Genomic DNA, 13,741 nt, shown 5'->3' with positions numbered 1-13,741 from the left:
GTCCCCGCATCGACTCCTGATGCCGTTGACTACCAGGCCCGCCTGACGGAAGGCTCCAGCACCAAGCCGGTGTCGGTCGACAGGTCTTCCTTCACGAGTTCGATGAAGCACTTGCCCTGGTCCACCATCCCGGAGTTCAGGACGTAAGTGGTGCCGGGTAGCGGGTCGAACGCCAGCCTGGCATTGCAGTAGTGCACCACCTGGTACCCGCTCGCAGAACGGTAGGCATTCACCATCAGGCATTGGCCCGCCGGGATGCGGGTTGTCAACGTCTTCGGGTCGATGTCGAGTTGACGGCGGTCCTTGTCGAGCTGGGTGCACAGGCGGAAGGTGATGATCCCCCAGCCAGACACCTTTAGCGGCGTTGTGACTTCGTTGGCGGCTGGCTGATAGATCGGAAAGACCGTACACCCGGTCATGGCCAGGAGTGGAAGCAGCGCAAAGAGTTTGAGTTTCATCGTCGGTTTCATCTCTGAGCGCTTTACTTCTGGCTCGGGACCGGGCTCTTCACAGCCTCGGCGTAGCGCTTCAGTATCTCGGCCGCGCTGTTTGCGCCGGCGATGTTTTGATCGCTGAATCGGACGAAGGCGAATGCCCATGGGAATCCACCAATGGTGCCGACCCGGGGCATCTCCGAGGGTCGGTTGCGTGCCGCATTGAGGAGGCTGTCGTACATCACGAAGAACTCTTTCTTCTTTGCCTGTGCTGTCTCGGCGGCGCGGTAGAGCGCAAAGACTTTCATCTTTTCGGGCTCGGAGTAGCCGTTGCCAGCGAAATCCACGCGCTCGAGATGACCGGGTCCGTTGCTGTCCTGGTAGCCGCCGCCAAGGCCAAGGCTCTTGTAGGGTGTTCCGCACCCTCCGAGCGCGAGTAGCACGCCCGCAGCGAGCGCTGCGCGGCCGAATCGTTTGCCTTTTTTCATTCTTCTCCAACCTCGCAGAATTTTCTTTGGGCAGAAGTTTCCAGCAATGCGGTACGGGCCGTCAATGACGACCTCGACCGCCGCCATGCGTGTATCGACTAGCCTCCGGCGATCGATGCCGCGAGCAGAAATTCCGTGACTTCGTCCGAGAACACGCTGCGCCGCGCACCGAGGAGCACGCCGTCCGCGTCCTGCGGGTCGGGCCGCGCAGGAGGCATGCCGTGGGCCACCAGGGCCTGCGCGCAGCCGACCCAGTCGCCGCCTTCGACGGGCTCGTTGAGCGAGGCCCACGACAAGGAGCCGCAAGCGTTGTCGCCGAAACCGTGCAGCGCCTGCCAGTCGGCACCGTGTGCGAGCAGGAACCGGGTGAGCGCCGCATCGCCGCAGAACACCGCGTGGTTGAGCGCCGAGGCGTCCCAGTCGCCGCCACGGACTTCGAGCGGCCAGCCGAGCGTCACCATCGCCTTCACCGCGTCGCTGCAGCCCTGGGCGGCGAGTTCGGGCAGCAGGCGAAGCTGCGTGGGGTCGAGCGAGCCGATGAGGCCAGGGTGCCGCGCCTGCAGCGCTCGCGCCGTGACTTCGTCGCCGCGCGCGCATGCGGCGATGAAGGCTTCGCTGGTGGGGAGCGGTGCCGGGTCGCCGCTCGCGGCCTGCAGCAGCTGCGCGACCTCGGTCAGCCCGAAGCGCAGGGCGACGGTGTGCGCGGGCGTGCCGTCTTGCGTGAACACGTTGGGGTGCGCGCCGGCGGCCAGCAAGGCCTCGATGTGTGCGGGCGAGCGGCGGCGGCGAAGGGCCCACAGCAGCGGCGAACCCCAGTCCGAGATCGGCGGGCCCTGCGGCGGCTCGTTCGCGTCGCCGCCGTGTGCGAGCAGGAGGCGCAACGTCCCGACGTCGTCCAGGTCGAGTACCCGGTACAGCGCGTTCGAGCCCGTCACGTGCGCGCCCGCTTCCAGCAGCAGCTTCGTGCAGGCGGGCTGGTCCAGCGAGTGGTACAGCGATTCGCCGTCGTTCGGGTCGGCCCCGGCGTCGAGCAGCAGCTTCGTCAGCTCAGGGTCGTGGTTCTGGCCGGCCGCGCCGTACAGCGCGGAAAGCCGCTCGGTGTCGGCAGGCGCTTCGAGCGATGCGGGAGGCCAGCGGTTGCCGGCCGATTGATCGGGGGACGCGCCGGCGTCGAGCAGGAACTTCGCGCAGGCGTGCAGGCGTTCGCGATGGCCCGGCAGTCGCATCAGGCCGGAATGCGTGACGGCGACCAGCGGCGGCAGTTGCAGCGGGCCGCCCGCGCGATGGACCCATGCCGGGTCTTGCGCGGTGGCGTGGCGCAGCGCGGCTTCATCGCCGATGGCGCAGGCCACCCAAGGGTCGCCACCCGCCACCAGGGCGGGGTTCTCGTCGCGCATGCGCAAGGCCGCCGCAGGCCGTGCGCGGTTCGTGCCGCCGGCGATGTCGCCCGCGTACACGAGGCGCAGCCAATGGAGCACCGCTTTGGCCGGGTCATCGGCCTGTGCCCTGCGGGCCAGGACAAAGCCCTGCAGGTCGGCCCACGAGGCGAAGCCGTACTCGCGCGCCACGCACGACTGGGCATCGTGCAGGCGCAACGCCTGGGCGGCCAGGGCGCCATCGGTCTTGCCCGATGCGGCCGGCAAGGCACTGCGAAATCGGTGAAAGGCCGTGGGGTCGTTGCCGCGGTAGAGCGCCAGCAGTTCCTTGGCTTGCTTCTTCAGGTGGCCGATGTCGGGCCGGGCGGGAATGCGCTTCATGGAAACCTCCGTGCATCAGGCGCCGATGACCCGCAAATCCGGCTGCACAAAAGGCTGTGGATCGTCATGAAGAAGGCAAGTGGGTTCAACCCTTCCCGCGGGCCCGGGCGCGGCTTGCACCGCGGCTCGGATGGTAGCGGATCGGGGCAGGGCGACGCCGCGCGCCGAAGCCCGCATCACCGCTTGCGCGCCACGATGAAGGGGCGGTTCTCGCCACCCTTCGTCGCGTGGTTCTCGCTCGCAAGCACCTCGAAGCCGGCAGCCTGCAGATGCGCCCCGAGTTCTGCCGCCCGGAACACCCCGGCATGCGGCGCCAGCCCGATCGCGCGCATCGCGGGCAGCAAGGCCAGCCGCAGCAGCGGGGTCATGTCGCCGAGGCAGGGCGTCTTGGAGACGAACAGGCCCTGCGGTGCGAGCAGGGCGTGGATGTGGTGCAGCGTGCCGGGCAGGTCGCGCACCAGGTGGAGGTAGTTGAAGCCCAGCACGGCGTCGAAGGGGCCTTCGCCCGGAGCCAGCGTCTCGGCGGTCGCCACGCGGAACGCCAGGCCGGGGACCGGGGCGGCGGCGTGCTTCTCTTCGGCGATGGCGATCATGCCTTCGGCGATGTCCGTCGCCAGGTACACGCGAACGTGGCCCGCCAGGCGCAGGGCCGTCGTGCCGGTGCCGCAGCCCAGCTCGAGCACGCGCGCGTCGGGCTTGAAGAGCGCGCGGGTCCGCTCGAGCGTGCGCGCGTAGCCGGCCTCGTCCGCGATGGCGCTCTTCGCGTAGCGGCGCGAGCTGCGGTCCCAGAATCTGGCGTCGTTCGCGAGGCTCATGGTCTTGGACAGGCGGCGTGTGGAAGGATGCGGCGCACTGTAAACCGCCGCCCGGGCGCTGTCGCCGATTTGCACCGCTTCGCCCGCCATGTCGCTATGCTGGCGCCCGCCAATCACTCCAGGAAAAGAGACTCTCATGACCATGCGTACCTCGTCTTTCTTCTCCCTGCGTTCCGTCGCCCTAGCCTGCGGCCTGGCGCTCGGCGCCGTGGCCACCGCGCAGGCGGCGCCCGATGCGAAGCTGCTCGCCGCTGCCGAGAAGGCACAGCCCGCCGTCATCGACAACCTGAAGGAGATGGTGTCCATCGAATCGGGCAGCCTGAACGTCGAGGGCCTGATGAAGATGGCCGACGTGATCGAAGGGCGCCTGAAGGCGGCCGGCTTCAAGACGGAGCGCCGCAAGGCCTCGGCCGGCGCGGGCGCCGACATCGTCATCGGCACGATCAAGGGCACGGGCAAGCGCAAGATCATGCTGCAGGGCCACATGGACACGGTGTACGCGGCGGGCATCCTGAACAGCCAGCCCTACAAGGTGGACGGCAACCGCATCTACGGCCCCGGCATCGCCGACGACAAGGGCGGCCTCGCGGTGATGATGGCGTCGCTCAAGATCCTGGCCGACGCAGGCTGGCGCGACTACGACACGCTCACCGTGCTCGTGAACCCCGACGAAGAGGTGGGCTCGGTGGGCTCGGGCGAACTCATCGCCACCACGGCCGACCTGCACGACACCGTGCTGTCCTTCGAGCCGACGGCCGCCAAGGCGGTGGCCAAGGGCGAGTCGCTGCTGCTCGGCGCGGCCGGCATCGCGCAGGCCACGCTCGAGGTGAAGGGCCGTGCGGCGCACGCCGGCGCCGCGCCCGAGCTGGGCCGCAATGCGCTGTACGAGCTGTCGTACCAGATGCTGCAGACCAAGGACCTCGCCAAGGACATCCCCGGCGTGACGCTGAACTGGACCGTGGCGCGCGCCACCGGCCCGATCAACCAGATCACCGAGAAGGCGCAGGCGCTGGGCGACATCCGCATCACGCAGCCCGGCGCCGAGAAGAAACTCACCGAGGCGCTGCAGGCCAAGATCGCCAGCGGCAAGCTGATTCCCGACACCGAGACCACGGTGAAGGTCGAGGTGGGCCGCCCGGCCTTCGTCGCGGGCGCCAAGGGCCGCGCGCTGGCCGAGAAGGCGCAGGCGATCTACAAGGAGCTCGACCGCGAACTGGCGCTGACGCCGATGACCGGCGGCGGCACCGACGCGGGCTTCGCGGGCCGCTCGGGCAAGGCCACGGTGGTCGAGAGCTTCGGCCTCGCGGGCTTCGGCTACCACGCGCGCGACGAGTACATCGAGGTCGACTCGATCGTGCCGCGCCTGTACCTCGTGACGCGGCTGCTGACCGAAATCGGCAAGAACTGAGTTTGTAGCGCGCAGTGCGCCCGCGGCAGGGGCCGCGGGTTCACTGCGGTGCGTTGGGATCGCCCGGACGGCGGCGATGGGCGGCAGCCGCCGCCGCTGCGGCCTGAGCCTGGGCTTGCTGCTGTTGCGCCTGCTGGCGTTGCATCTGTTCCTGCTGGTGCTGCTGCTGGCGGGCCTGGTTCTGCGCGGCCTGCTGTTGTTGCTGCATCTGCTGGCGCTGCATCTGCTCCTGTTGCTGGCGTTGCTGGGCCTGGGCGGCTTGCTGCTGTTGCATCTGCATCTGGCGCGCCTGTTCCATCTGGGCCTGGCGTTGCTGTTGCGCGGCCTGGGCTTGCGCCTGTTGTTGCTGTTGCAACTGCTGCTGGCGACGGGCCTGCTCCTGTTGAACCTGTTGCTGCATCTGCTGCGCTCGCTGGGCCTGTTCCTGTTGAGCCTGCTGCTGCATCTGTTGCGCGCGCCGGGCCTGTTCCTGCTGCGCCTGCCGTTGCTGTTGCTGGGCGGCCTGGGCCTGCTGCTGTTCCTGCTGGCGACGTAGCTGTTCCTGTTGCGCCTGTTGCTGCTGCATCTGTTGGCGGCGGCCCTGCTCCTGCTGGTCCTGGCGTTGTTGGCGCAATGCCTGTTCCTGTTGCTGCGCTTGCTGCTGGCGACGCGCCTGCTCTTGCTGGGCCTGCTGCTGTTGTTGCTGCTGCATCTGCTGGCGACGGGCTTGGTCCTGCGGGTCCTGGCGTTGACGCAGTGCCTGCTCCTGTTGCGCTTGCTGCTGACGCCGTGCCTGTTCCTGCTGCGCCTGTTGTTGACGCTGCGGGGCCTGCGTGGCCTGCTGTTGCTGCATCTGCTGGCGACGGGCCTGTTCCTGCTGATCCTGGCGTTGGCGCAGGGCCTGGTCCTGCTGCATCTGCTGCTGACGCCGTGCCTGCTCCTGCTGGTCCTGGCGCTGGCGCAAGGCCTGTTCCTGCTGCACCTGTTGCTGGCGCCGAGCTTGTTCCTGTTGCGCCTGCTGTTGCTCGCGCACCTGGTTCTGGGCTGCCTGCTGCTGCATCAGCGCTTGTTGTTGCTGCTGCTGCTGGGCACGCGCCTGTTGTTGCAGCTGCTCTTGCTGCTGCGCCGCCTGCCATGCCGCCGCACCGGTCGGCGCGCCGTTGCGATCGCCTGCGTAGTTGTTGTTGTAGACGTTGCGCACGTTGTTGACCACCGTGGTCGAGCGCGACACATACGTGCTGTTGTTGTAGACCACCGCGGGCCGGTAGGCCGGGGGCGGCGGTGCCGCGCGGTCGCGCCAGCGCGGTGCGCCCCAGTTCATGTTCCAGGCGTTCCAGCCCCAGCCGTGGCGCTCCAGTGCCGAGCCGACGATCACGCCGCTGCCGAAGGCCAGTGCGCCCACTGCGGCCACCTGGCCGCGGCTGTAGCCGGGCTCGACCACCACCGGCGGCGGTGCATAGGCATAGCCGGGGTAGACGGCCACGGGCGTGTCGTACACCACCTGCGGGTCGTAGCGCGGCACGTACACCACGTCGGGCTGCACGGGCTCGATGGTGATGAGTTCCTCGGGCGGCTCGATCACCAGGGGGCCCGCGTACATCGGCTGCATGTCGGGCGCGGGCGTGTAGTTGGGCGGCGTTGCGGCGCGCGCCACGCGCAGCTTGTCGTTGTTCTTGAGGCGGCCGGCCTTCGCTGCGCGCTGGCGCATCACCTGGATCGCGTTCATCACGTCGGCCGGGTCGTTGTAGTAGGCCTTGCCCAGCGAGGTGGTCCACGCGATGTTGCCGGCCATCTGGTCCATCACGGGCCGGAACGCGGTGAGCGACTTCACGCTCGGGTCCCACGGCTGCTGGTTGGCCGCATCGGCGAGCGGGCCGGCCTTGAGCGTGGGGTTCTGCTGCAGCCAGCCGTGGGCCGCGGTGATCTGATCGGGGTAGGTGGCACCGGCCAGGATCTGTGCGACGAGCTTGTCGGGGTACAGCGCAATCGGCGCGACCAACTGGTAGAGCTGCTCGGCCGAGGGCGGCGTGTAGGCGGCCGGCACCGGTGCGGCGACGGGCGCGGGGGCCTGGGTGGCCGGTGCTTCAGCGGCGGGAGGCGGCGGTGCGGGCTTGTCGCAGCCTGCAACGAACAACGCTGCGACGCACAGCGAAGCCATGAGGCGCCGCTGAAGGAGGGGGCGGTGGGGAGAGGGTGTCATCTGGCATGTCCTGAAGACGCCGGCAGGGTGCCCGGAACTCCTTCAACGGCGGGCCAGAGCAGGCGATGACACAGCCTGCGCCCCGGATGCAACGGTCTGTGTCGGCGGTGCGCCGCCTGTGCTGTCGGCGCAGGACCACGAGACCACCGGGCGACGTGGCGATCACCCGGGGAAAGACCTCTTTGTCGTTACTTGGCGCCGCCCGAGTACTTGGTGACGCTGCTGGCCTTCACGTGGTAGCCGCTCACGCCCATCATCGAGTCGTTGCGCAGCGTCTGCAGCTTGCCGGTGACCCACACGGTGTCCATGGCGCGGAACTTGGCGCCCTTTTGCGGAATGACGTGCAGGATCTGGTTGGCCGGCGGCGGCGGCGTGTGGATGCAGGCGCCGAAGTAGGGCACGAGCAGGAACTCGGTGACCTCGCCCTTGGCCTCTTCGAGCGGCACGATGAAGCCGGGGATCTTCACCTCCACGCCGTTGAGCGCGGGGTTGGTGGGCGCGTTGTTCGACACCTCCTGCATCTTCATCAGCAGCTCGTTGGCGCGCGGGTCGCCGTCGTCGAGCGTGCTCAGGTCGATGCCCTTGAAGGCCTTGGCCGGGTCCCAGTCCTTGGGCACCAGCTCTTCCCAGCTGATCTGGCGCGGCTGGCCCGCCGCGGCCTGGGGCGCGGTGGCGGCCGGCTTGCCGCCCAGCGGGTTGGTCGCGGTGGTGTCCTTCGGTGCGGGCTCGGCGGCCCAGGCGGCGGCTGCGAGGCCGGCGCCGGCCAGCAGCATGGACAGGGCGGTGAGCACGCGGGGTGTGGAGGTCTTCGTCATGGTCAGATTCTCGGAGAAAGGCCGTCGGCCAGCGACAGGCGGTAGGCCCGGATGCCGGGCAGCAGGCTCGCGAGCCAGCCGGCGACCAGCAGGCTCGCCGTCAGCAGCCATTCGTTCAGTGTAGGTTCGGACAGGCTCAGCGTCAGCCCGAACTGCGCCTGCAGCCATGGCGAGAGCAGGGCGATGCCGAGCACCGCCATCGTCACGCCCAGCAGCACGCCTAGCACGGTGACCAGTGCGCCTTCGAGCGCCAGCAGCGCCAGCACGTGGCGCAGGCCCGCGCCCACGGCGCGCAGCACGGCGAGCTCGCGGCGGCGTTCGTTCAGGCCCGCCATCACCACCGACACCAGCCCCGCGAGGCTCACGAGCGCGACCAGGGCCGACATCAGCAGCAGCGCGTTCTCGCCGATGCCGATCACGCTCCACAGCTCGTCGAGCGCCACGCCGGGCAGGATGGCCATCAGCGGTTCGCCGGTGTAGGTGGAAATCCAGCGCTGCACGCCGAACACGGCGGCGCGGTTCTTCAGGCCCACGAGCGCGGCCGTCACGTTCTTGGGCGTGAGGTCGAACTTGCGCACCTGCTCGGCGGGAATCTTCACGCCCGGCATCGGCGCGCCGCCCACCCATTCGAGGTGGATGGCTTCCATGGCCGCCAGGCCGATGTGCACCGTGCGGTCGACCGGCGTGCCGGTGCGCGCGAGCACGCCCACCACGGTGAAAGGCTTGTCGGCATGCTCGGCCACGTTGAGCTCGCCGCTGCCGTGCGCCAGCGTGATCTTCTGGCCCACGTGGTAGCCCAGCTTGTCGGCCACCTCGGCGCCGACCACGGCATCGAACAGCGCGTCGAAGGGCTGGCCTTCGCGCAGCTTCAAGGTCTGGCGGTCGCCGTAGCGGAAGTGCGTGAAGTACTCGGGCGTGGTCGCGAGCACCGAGAAGCCGCGGTGCGAATCGCCGAGCGACAGCGGCACCACCCAGTCGACACCGGGGTGCGCCTGCAAGGCCTGCACGCTCTTCCACGAGATGTTGTTGGTGGCCGCGCCGATGCGGAACACCGAGTACAGCAAGAGCTGCGTGGAGCCGGTGCGCGCGCCCACGATGAGGTCGGTGCCCGAGACCGACGACGCGAAGTTCTCGCGCAGCTCGGTGCGGATGCGCTCGACGCCGAGCAGCAGGAAGGTCGACAGCGCGATCGAGAACACGGTGAGCGCGAGCGTGAAGCGGCGGTTCCAGGCGCTGCGCCAGGCAATGGAGAACAACGCTTTCATGCGTCCACCGCCATCGCGCTCGATGCCGCACGGTTGATCTCCGGCAGCAGCACGTGCCGCGCAAAGCGCTGCGCGATGCGCTGGTCGTGGCTCACGAACACGAGCGCGCTGTGGTTCACGGCGCAGGCCGTGAGCAGCACGTCGAGGAAGGCTTCGCGCCGGTCTTCGTCGAGCGCGGAGGTGGGCTCGTCGGCGATGACGACCTCGGGCTGGCCGATGAGCGCGCGCGCCGCGGCCACGCGCTGCTGCTGGCCCACCGAGAGCTGCAGCGCCTGGCGCTTCCACAGCGCGCGGTCCAGGCCCATCTGGTCGAGCAGGTGCTCGGCCTCGTCGCGCGAGCTGCCGTTGCGCGCAGCCTGAGCCTCGCGCCGAGCCGAGAAACGGCAGGGCAGCAGCACGTTGTCGAGCACGCTCAGGTAGGGCAGCAGGTTGAACTGCTGAAAGATGTAGCCCACGTGCGCCACGCGGGCGCGGTCGCGCTGCGTGCCCGAGAGCTTGGCCCAGTCGTGGCCCAGCAGCGTGACGCGGCCTTCGTCGGCCACCAGCACGCCGGCCAGCAGCGACAGCAGCGTGCTCTTGCCGCAGCCGCTCGGGCCGTGCAGGAACACGGATTCACCCGCCGTGATGCGCAGGGCCTCGATGTCGATGCAGGGTGTCTTCACGCCGGGCCAGGTGAAGCGCAGGGCGTCGGCGGCGAGCACGACGCGCAAGTGCGTGGTCTCGGCCTGCGGGAGGGTGCTCACGCTGTCACTTGCCCAGCGTCAGGCGGGAAGGCTGCGCCGCCTGCGCGCCGCTCGGGCGCTTCAGCTGGCGCTTGAACTGGCCTTGCGCAGTGGCGATCTGCACGTCGATCTGGCGTGCGCCCTTGAAGGCCGAGAACAGGTTCAGGTCGATGAACTTCGCGGCGGCGGCCTGGGTGCAGTTGAAGGAGAAAGAGGCGTCGAGGTCGGCGTGCCCGCTCGATTCGGCGGGGTCGGGGTTGCCCAGGCCGAGCGCGCCGGAGCGCAGGTCGACGGGGCCGAGCTTGCAGTTGGCGGCGGGGTCGATGGTGAAGAGCTTGTCGGCCGCGCGCAGCTGGGCGATGGCGGCTTCGACGGTCTTCTTCTCGGCGTCGGTCTTGGGCGCGCGTTCGAAGCCGACGATGTTGTCCAGCGGCGATTCCATGGCGATCACGATGGTGGGCCCGTCGATGGCCACGTCGAGCTTGAGCTGGCCGTGCACATGCGCGTGCTGTTGCTGGGCCTGTGCGGGAAGGGCTGCGGCCGCGAACAGCGCGGCGGCGGTCAGTGCGAAGCCGGAGGACGTGCGTCGAAGTCGGGTGTGCAGGGTGTGCATCATGGTTCTGCGCCTTGCCGGGTCGGCAGCCCCGGCGTGTTGCTCCATTCGCTCCAGCTGCCGGCATAGAGCGCGGTCGTCCCGAACCCCGCGATCTGCATCGCGAGCAGGTTGGGCACGGCGCTCACGCCGCTGCCGCACTGGTGGACGACGGTCGCCGCGTCGCGCCCCGCGAGCAGCGCTTCGAACTCGGCGCGCAGTTGCGCGGCGGGCTTGAACTTGCCGTCGGGACCGATGTTGTCGGCGAAGGGCCGGTTCAGGGCCCCGGGGATGTGACCCGCGATCGGGTCCAGAGGTTCCACCTCGCCGCGGTAACGTGCACCGGCACGCGCGTCGATCAGGTTCTGGTCAGGCTGGCCGAGCCGGCGCACCACGGTGTCGGTGGTCACGAGCCTGGCGATCGGCTCGCCCTGTACGAAATTCGACTGGAAGCGCGCGGGCTCTTCGCGGTCGGTCACTTCGCCGCCCGCGGCCTGCCAGGCCTGCAGGCCGCCGTCGAGCACGGCCACGGCGTCGTGGCCCATCCACTTGAGCATCCACCACAGGCGCCCGCAGTAGTTGGCGCCGTTGCGGTCGTACACCACGGCCTGCATCGTGTTGGAGAAGCCCACGGACGAGAGCCAGGCCGCGAACTTCTCGCGGCTGGGCAGCGGATGGCGCCCGCCCGAGGCGGGCACGCCGTCGTCCTGCGCCACCACCACGTCGCCGCGCGCGCCGGGCAGGCCGTGCTTGGCGCTGAGGTCGGTGTCCAGGTTGGCGTACTGCGCGCCCGGGATGTGCGCGGCGGCGTACAGCTGTGCGCCGGCCTCGGGCTTCATGAGGTCGAAGCTGCAGTCGAACACCATGAGGGGCGAGTCGCCCTCGCGCAGCTGCCTGAGTTGTTCGACGGAGATGAGGGTGGTGTACATGGCGGGAGCTCCTTCGAAAAATGGTTCGGCGATGGGTGCCGTGGCTGCTGCGTTCAGTGTTCCTCGGCCGGCGCCTTCGGCACGGCCCGCTGGCGCAGCACGGTGGCCGCGATGCCGCTGGCGATGATCAGCGCCATGCCGGCCCAGCCGGCGGCGTCGATGCGGTCGTCGAACAGCACCACGCTGTAGAAGGCCGCGAACACGATGCCCGAATATTGCAGATTCGCCACCACCAGTGTGCCGGCCTGGGTCTTGGCGGTGGCGTAGGCGCGGGTCATGCACAGCTGTCCGAGGGCGGCCAGCAGGCCGATCGGCAGCAGCCACAGCGCATGCTGCCACGTCCACGAGCTGCCGCCCGAAAACCCGGTCGCGGCCGTGGCGAAGGCGCCGGCCACGGCCGAGCCGACCGCGAAATAGAAGACCGTGCGCAGCTCGGGCTCGCCGATGCGCGACAGCGCCACCACCTGCATGTAGGCAAAGGCGGCCGTGACGCCCGACAGCAGGCCCAGCATGCCCGCGAAACCGTCGCCACCGCCCACCGTGGGCTTGAGCATGAGCACCACGCCGGCAAAGCCCGCGAGCACCGTCATCACCAGCGGGCCCTGCAGCGGCGGGCGCTCGATGCGGCCGTCGCGCCCGGGCACCGGCACCCAGGCCAGCAGCGCGCCGCCGACCAGGAAGGCCGCGACCCACACGCTGCTCATGTAGTTGAGCGTGACGGCCGTGGCCAGCGGCATGTGGGCGATGGCGTAGAACCATGCGCCCAGCGACACCACGCCGATGGTGCTGCGCCAGGCGTGCATGCCGGGGTACTTGGTGGCGAGCGAGGTGCCGCGGTTGCGCGCCAGCAGCCAGAGAAACACGATGCCGATGAGGCCGCGCCCCAGGACCATCTCACCGCTGTTGAACCATTCGGAGGCCACCTTCACGACCACGCTCATGGTGGCGAACAGAAAGGCCCCGAGCACCATCCACAGCGCTTGCATCGATTGACATCCAGATCAGAAAAAAGAAAGCCCCGGCGGGTGCGGGGCGGGGCGGCGTTCAGGCGCGTGGTTGTTGCATCGCGTTGCGGTACCACTCGTGGAACTGCTGCATGCCGTCTTCCATGGGGCTCTGGTAGGGGCCGGTCTCGTTGTCGCCGCGCAGCATGAGCGCGCGGCGCCCGGCATCCATGCGCTCGGCGATCTCGTCGTCTTCCACGCAGGTTTCCATGTAGGCGGCCTGCTGGGCCTCGACGAACTCGCGCTCGAAGGCGACGATTTCCTCGGGGTAGAAGAACTCGACCATGTTGAGCGTCCTGGTCGGGCTCACCGGGTGCAGCGTCGACACGGTGAGCACGTGCGGGTACCACTCGATCATCACGTGCGGGTAGTAGGTGAGCCAGATCGCGCCGTACTTCGGCGGCTTGCCGTCGCGGTACTTGAGCAGCTGCTCCTGCCACTTCTGGTAGACCGGGCTGCCCGCGCGGCCCAGGCGGTTGGCCACGCCCACCGTCTGCACCGAGAACTCGGGCTTGAACTCCCAGCGCAGGTCGTCGCAGGTGACGAAGCTGCCCAGGCCGGGATGGAACGGGCCGACGTGGTAGTCCTCGAGGTAGACCTCGATGAAGGTCTTCCAGTTGTAGTTGCACTCGTGCAGCTCGACGCGGTCGAGCGCGTAGCCCGAGAAGTCGAGGTCGGCCTGCGGGCCCAGGCCCGCCATGTCGGCCGCCACGTCACGGCCGCTGCCGTCGGCGTTCTTCTCGAACAGAAGACCGTTCCATTCGGTGAGCGGGTAGTTGTGCAGGTTGAGGCACGGGTCCTGGTCGAAATGCGGGGCGCCGATCAGCGTGCCGGTGGTGCGGGCGTCTTTCGCTGCGTAGGTCCAGCGGTGCAGCGGGCAGACGATGTTGCCGCCGGTCTGGGCGTCGAGCTGGCCCCGGCCCTGCAGGATCAGGGCCTGGCGGTGGCGGCAGACGTTCGAGATGAGCTCCACGCCCTTGGGCGTGTGGACCAGCGCGCGGCCCTGGTGTTCCTGCGGCAGGGTGTGGAAGTCACCCGGCTCGGGCACGGCCAGTCGGTGCCCGACGTAGCGGGGCCCTCGCGCGAAAAGGTTCTGCATTTCGCGGGCGTACAGGGCCTCGTCGAAATACGCGGTAACTGGAAGTTGGCTCGCGGCCTGCTGCAGTTGAAGACTTAAATCAGACATGGAGGACCTGACCAAGCTCCCCACAGGGAGAAAAAAAGAAAAAACGGAAGGCGCCGTCTGCAAGGGTGACGGCCCGAAGAGGTGTGCCGGTGCGACCGGCGGGGGAAGCGGGGATTGTACCCGGGGGGCATTTTTGCGCCCGCCGGG

General features: G+C 69.0%; 13 protein-coding genes. 1 reads left to right on the top strand and 12 read right to left on the bottom strand.

Features of this window, described 5'->3' with window-relative positions; genetic code table 11:
• Positions 1–29 precede the first annotated feature (29 nt).
• The 4 genes from AC1RL8_RS17145 to AC1RL8_RS17130 all read right to left on the bottom strand — a co-directional run bounded on the left by AC1RL8_RS17145 (position 30) and on the right by AC1RL8_RS17130 (position 3,494).
• Complete coding sequence (locus tag AC1RL8_RS17145) at positions 30–458, bottom strand: hypothetical protein (RefSeq protein WP_492686104.1); 429 nt, start codon at positions 456–458, stop codon at positions 30–32.
• Positions 459–481: 23 nt separating this feature from the next.
• Positions 482–1,009 (bottom strand): CC0125/CC1285 family lipoprotein, encoded by a 528-nt coding sequence (locus tag AC1RL8_RS17140; protein WP_492686105.1) that lies wholly within the window; start codon positions 1,007–1,009, stop codon positions 482–484.
• 11 nt (positions 1,010–1,020) lie between these two features.
• Complete coding sequence (locus AC1RL8_RS17135) at positions 1,021–2,679, bottom strand: ankyrin repeat domain-containing protein (protein ID WP_492686106.1); 1,659 nt, start codon at positions 2,677–2,679, stop codon at positions 1,021–1,023.
• Positions 2,680–2,855: 176 nt separating this feature from the next.
• Entirely contained in the window at positions 2,856–3,494 is a 639-nt protein-coding gene (locus AC1RL8_RS17130; protein WP_492686108.1) for a class I SAM-dependent methyltransferase, read from the bottom strand.
• A 136-nt stretch (positions 3,495–3,630) separates the two neighbouring features.
• Between AC1RL8_RS17130 and AC1RL8_RS17125 the strand changes: the two genes are divergently transcribed.
• Positions 3,631–4,902 carry a M20/M25/M40 family metallo-hydrolase gene (locus tag AC1RL8_RS17125; RefSeq protein ID WP_492686109.1) on the top strand — a complete coding sequence of 424 codons (1,272 nt, stop codon included), beginning with the start codon at positions 3,631–3,633 and terminating at the stop codon, positions 4,900–4,902.
• 40 nt (positions 4,903–4,942) lie between these two features.
• Here the strand turns inward: AC1RL8_RS17125 and AC1RL8_RS17120 are convergent, their stop codons facing one another.
• From AC1RL8_RS17120 to AC1RL8_RS17085, 8 genes are all read right to left on the bottom strand, one after another.
• Entirely contained in the window at positions 4,943–7,039 is a 2,097-nt protein-coding gene (locus AC1RL8_RS17120) for a DUF3300 domain-containing protein (RefSeq protein ID WP_493196576.1), read from the bottom strand.
• Between the two features lie 230 nt (positions 7,040–7,269).
• On the bottom strand, positions 7,270–7,896 hold the full coding sequence (locus tag AC1RL8_RS17115; RefSeq protein ID WP_070061814.1) for a DUF3299 domain-containing protein: 627 nt from the start codon (positions 7,894–7,896) through the stop codon (positions 7,270–7,272).
• A gap of 2 nt (positions 7,897–7,898) precedes the next feature.
• Complete coding sequence (locus AC1RL8_RS17110) at positions 7,899–9,161, bottom strand: ABC transporter permease (protein ID WP_492686111.1); 1,263 nt, start codon at positions 9,159–9,161, stop codon at positions 7,899–7,901.
• Entirely contained in the window at positions 9,158–9,904 is a 747-nt protein-coding gene (locus AC1RL8_RS17105) for an ABC transporter ATP-binding protein (RefSeq protein ID WP_144004452.1), read from the bottom strand. Before AC1RL8_RS17105 ends, AC1RL8_RS17110 begins: the two co-directional genes overlap by 4 nt.
• Positions 9,905–9,908: 4 nt before the next feature.
• Complete coding sequence (locus AC1RL8_RS17100; RefSeq protein WP_260684992.1) at positions 9,909–10,499, bottom strand: DUF2796 domain-containing protein; 591 nt, start codon at positions 10,497–10,499, stop codon at positions 9,909–9,911.
• Positions 10,496–11,404: a sulfurtransferase gene (locus tag AC1RL8_RS17095; RefSeq protein ID WP_062468825.1), complete on the bottom strand. Its 909-nt coding sequence runs from the start codon at positions 11,402–11,404 to the stop codon at positions 10,496–10,498. Before AC1RL8_RS17095 ends, AC1RL8_RS17100 begins: the two co-directional genes overlap by 4 nt.
• A 53-nt stretch (positions 11,405–11,457) precedes the next feature.
• Positions 11,458–12,390, bottom strand: coding sequence for a DMT family transporter (locus tag AC1RL8_RS17090; RefSeq protein ID WP_062468822.1), 933 nt, complete (start codon positions 12,388–12,390; stop codon positions 11,458–11,460).
• A 58-nt stretch (positions 12,391–12,448) separates the two neighbouring features.
• Positions 12,449–13,594: an aromatic ring-hydroxylating oxygenase subunit alpha gene (locus AC1RL8_RS17085; RefSeq protein ID WP_070061819.1), complete on the bottom strand. Its 1,146-nt coding sequence runs from the start codon at positions 13,592–13,594 to the stop codon at positions 12,449–12,451.
• Positions 13,595–13,741 lie beyond the last annotated feature (147 nt).

The sequence above is a fragment of the Variovorax sp. GW822-FHT04E09 genome (assembly GCF_058800845.1).
Note: the sequence above shows the minus strand (reverse complement) of the source record. Positions and strands in the feature narration are given on the sequence as shown.

Bases quoted from the DNA above. Each gene is read 5' to 3' on its own strand.
- AC1RL8_RS17145 (WP_492686104.1), bottom strand. From the start codon at position 458: ATGAAACTCAAACTCTTTGCGCTGCTTCCACTCCTGGCCATGACCGGG.
- AC1RL8_RS17140 (WP_492686105.1), bottom strand. From the start codon at position 1,009: ATGGCGGCGGTCGAGGTCGTCATTGACGGCCCGTACCGCATTGCTGGA.
- AC1RL8_RS17135 (WP_492686106.1), bottom strand. From the start codon at position 2,679: ATGAAGCGCATTCCCGCCCGGCCCGACATCGGCCACCTGAAGAAGCAA.
- AC1RL8_RS17130 (WP_492686108.1), bottom strand. From the start codon at position 3,494: ATGAGCCTCGCGAACGACGCCAGATTCTGGGACCGCAGCTCGCGCCGC.
- AC1RL8_RS17125 (WP_492686109.1), top strand. From the start codon at position 3,631: ATGACCATGCGTACCTCGTCTTTCTTCTCCCTGCGTTCCGTCGCCCTA.
- AC1RL8_RS17120 (WP_493196576.1), bottom strand. From the start codon at position 7,039: ATGGCTTCGCTGTGCGTCGCAGCGTTGTTCGTTGCAGGCTGCGACAAG.
- AC1RL8_RS17115 (WP_070061814.1), bottom strand. From the start codon at position 7,896: ATGACGAAGACCTCCACACCCCGCGTGCTCACCGCCCTGTCCATGCTG.
- AC1RL8_RS17110 (WP_492686111.1), bottom strand. From the start codon at position 9,161: ATGAAAGCGTTGTTCTCCATTGCCTGGCGCAGCGCCTGGAACCGCCGC.
- AC1RL8_RS17100 (WP_260684992.1), bottom strand. From the start codon at position 10,499: ATGATGCACACCCTGCACACCCGACTTCGACGCACGTCCTCCGGCTTC.
- AC1RL8_RS17095 (WP_062468825.1), bottom strand. From the start codon at position 11,404: ATGTACACCACCCTCATCTCCGTCGAACAACTCAGGCAGCTGCGCGAG.
- AC1RL8_RS17090 (WP_062468822.1), bottom strand. From the start codon at position 12,390: ATGCAAGCGCTGTGGATGGTGCTCGGGGCCTTTCTGTTCGCCACCATG.
- AC1RL8_RS17085 (WP_070061819.1), bottom strand. From the start codon at position 13,594: ATGTCTGATTTAAGTCTTCAACTGCAGCAGGCCGCGAGCCAACTTCCA.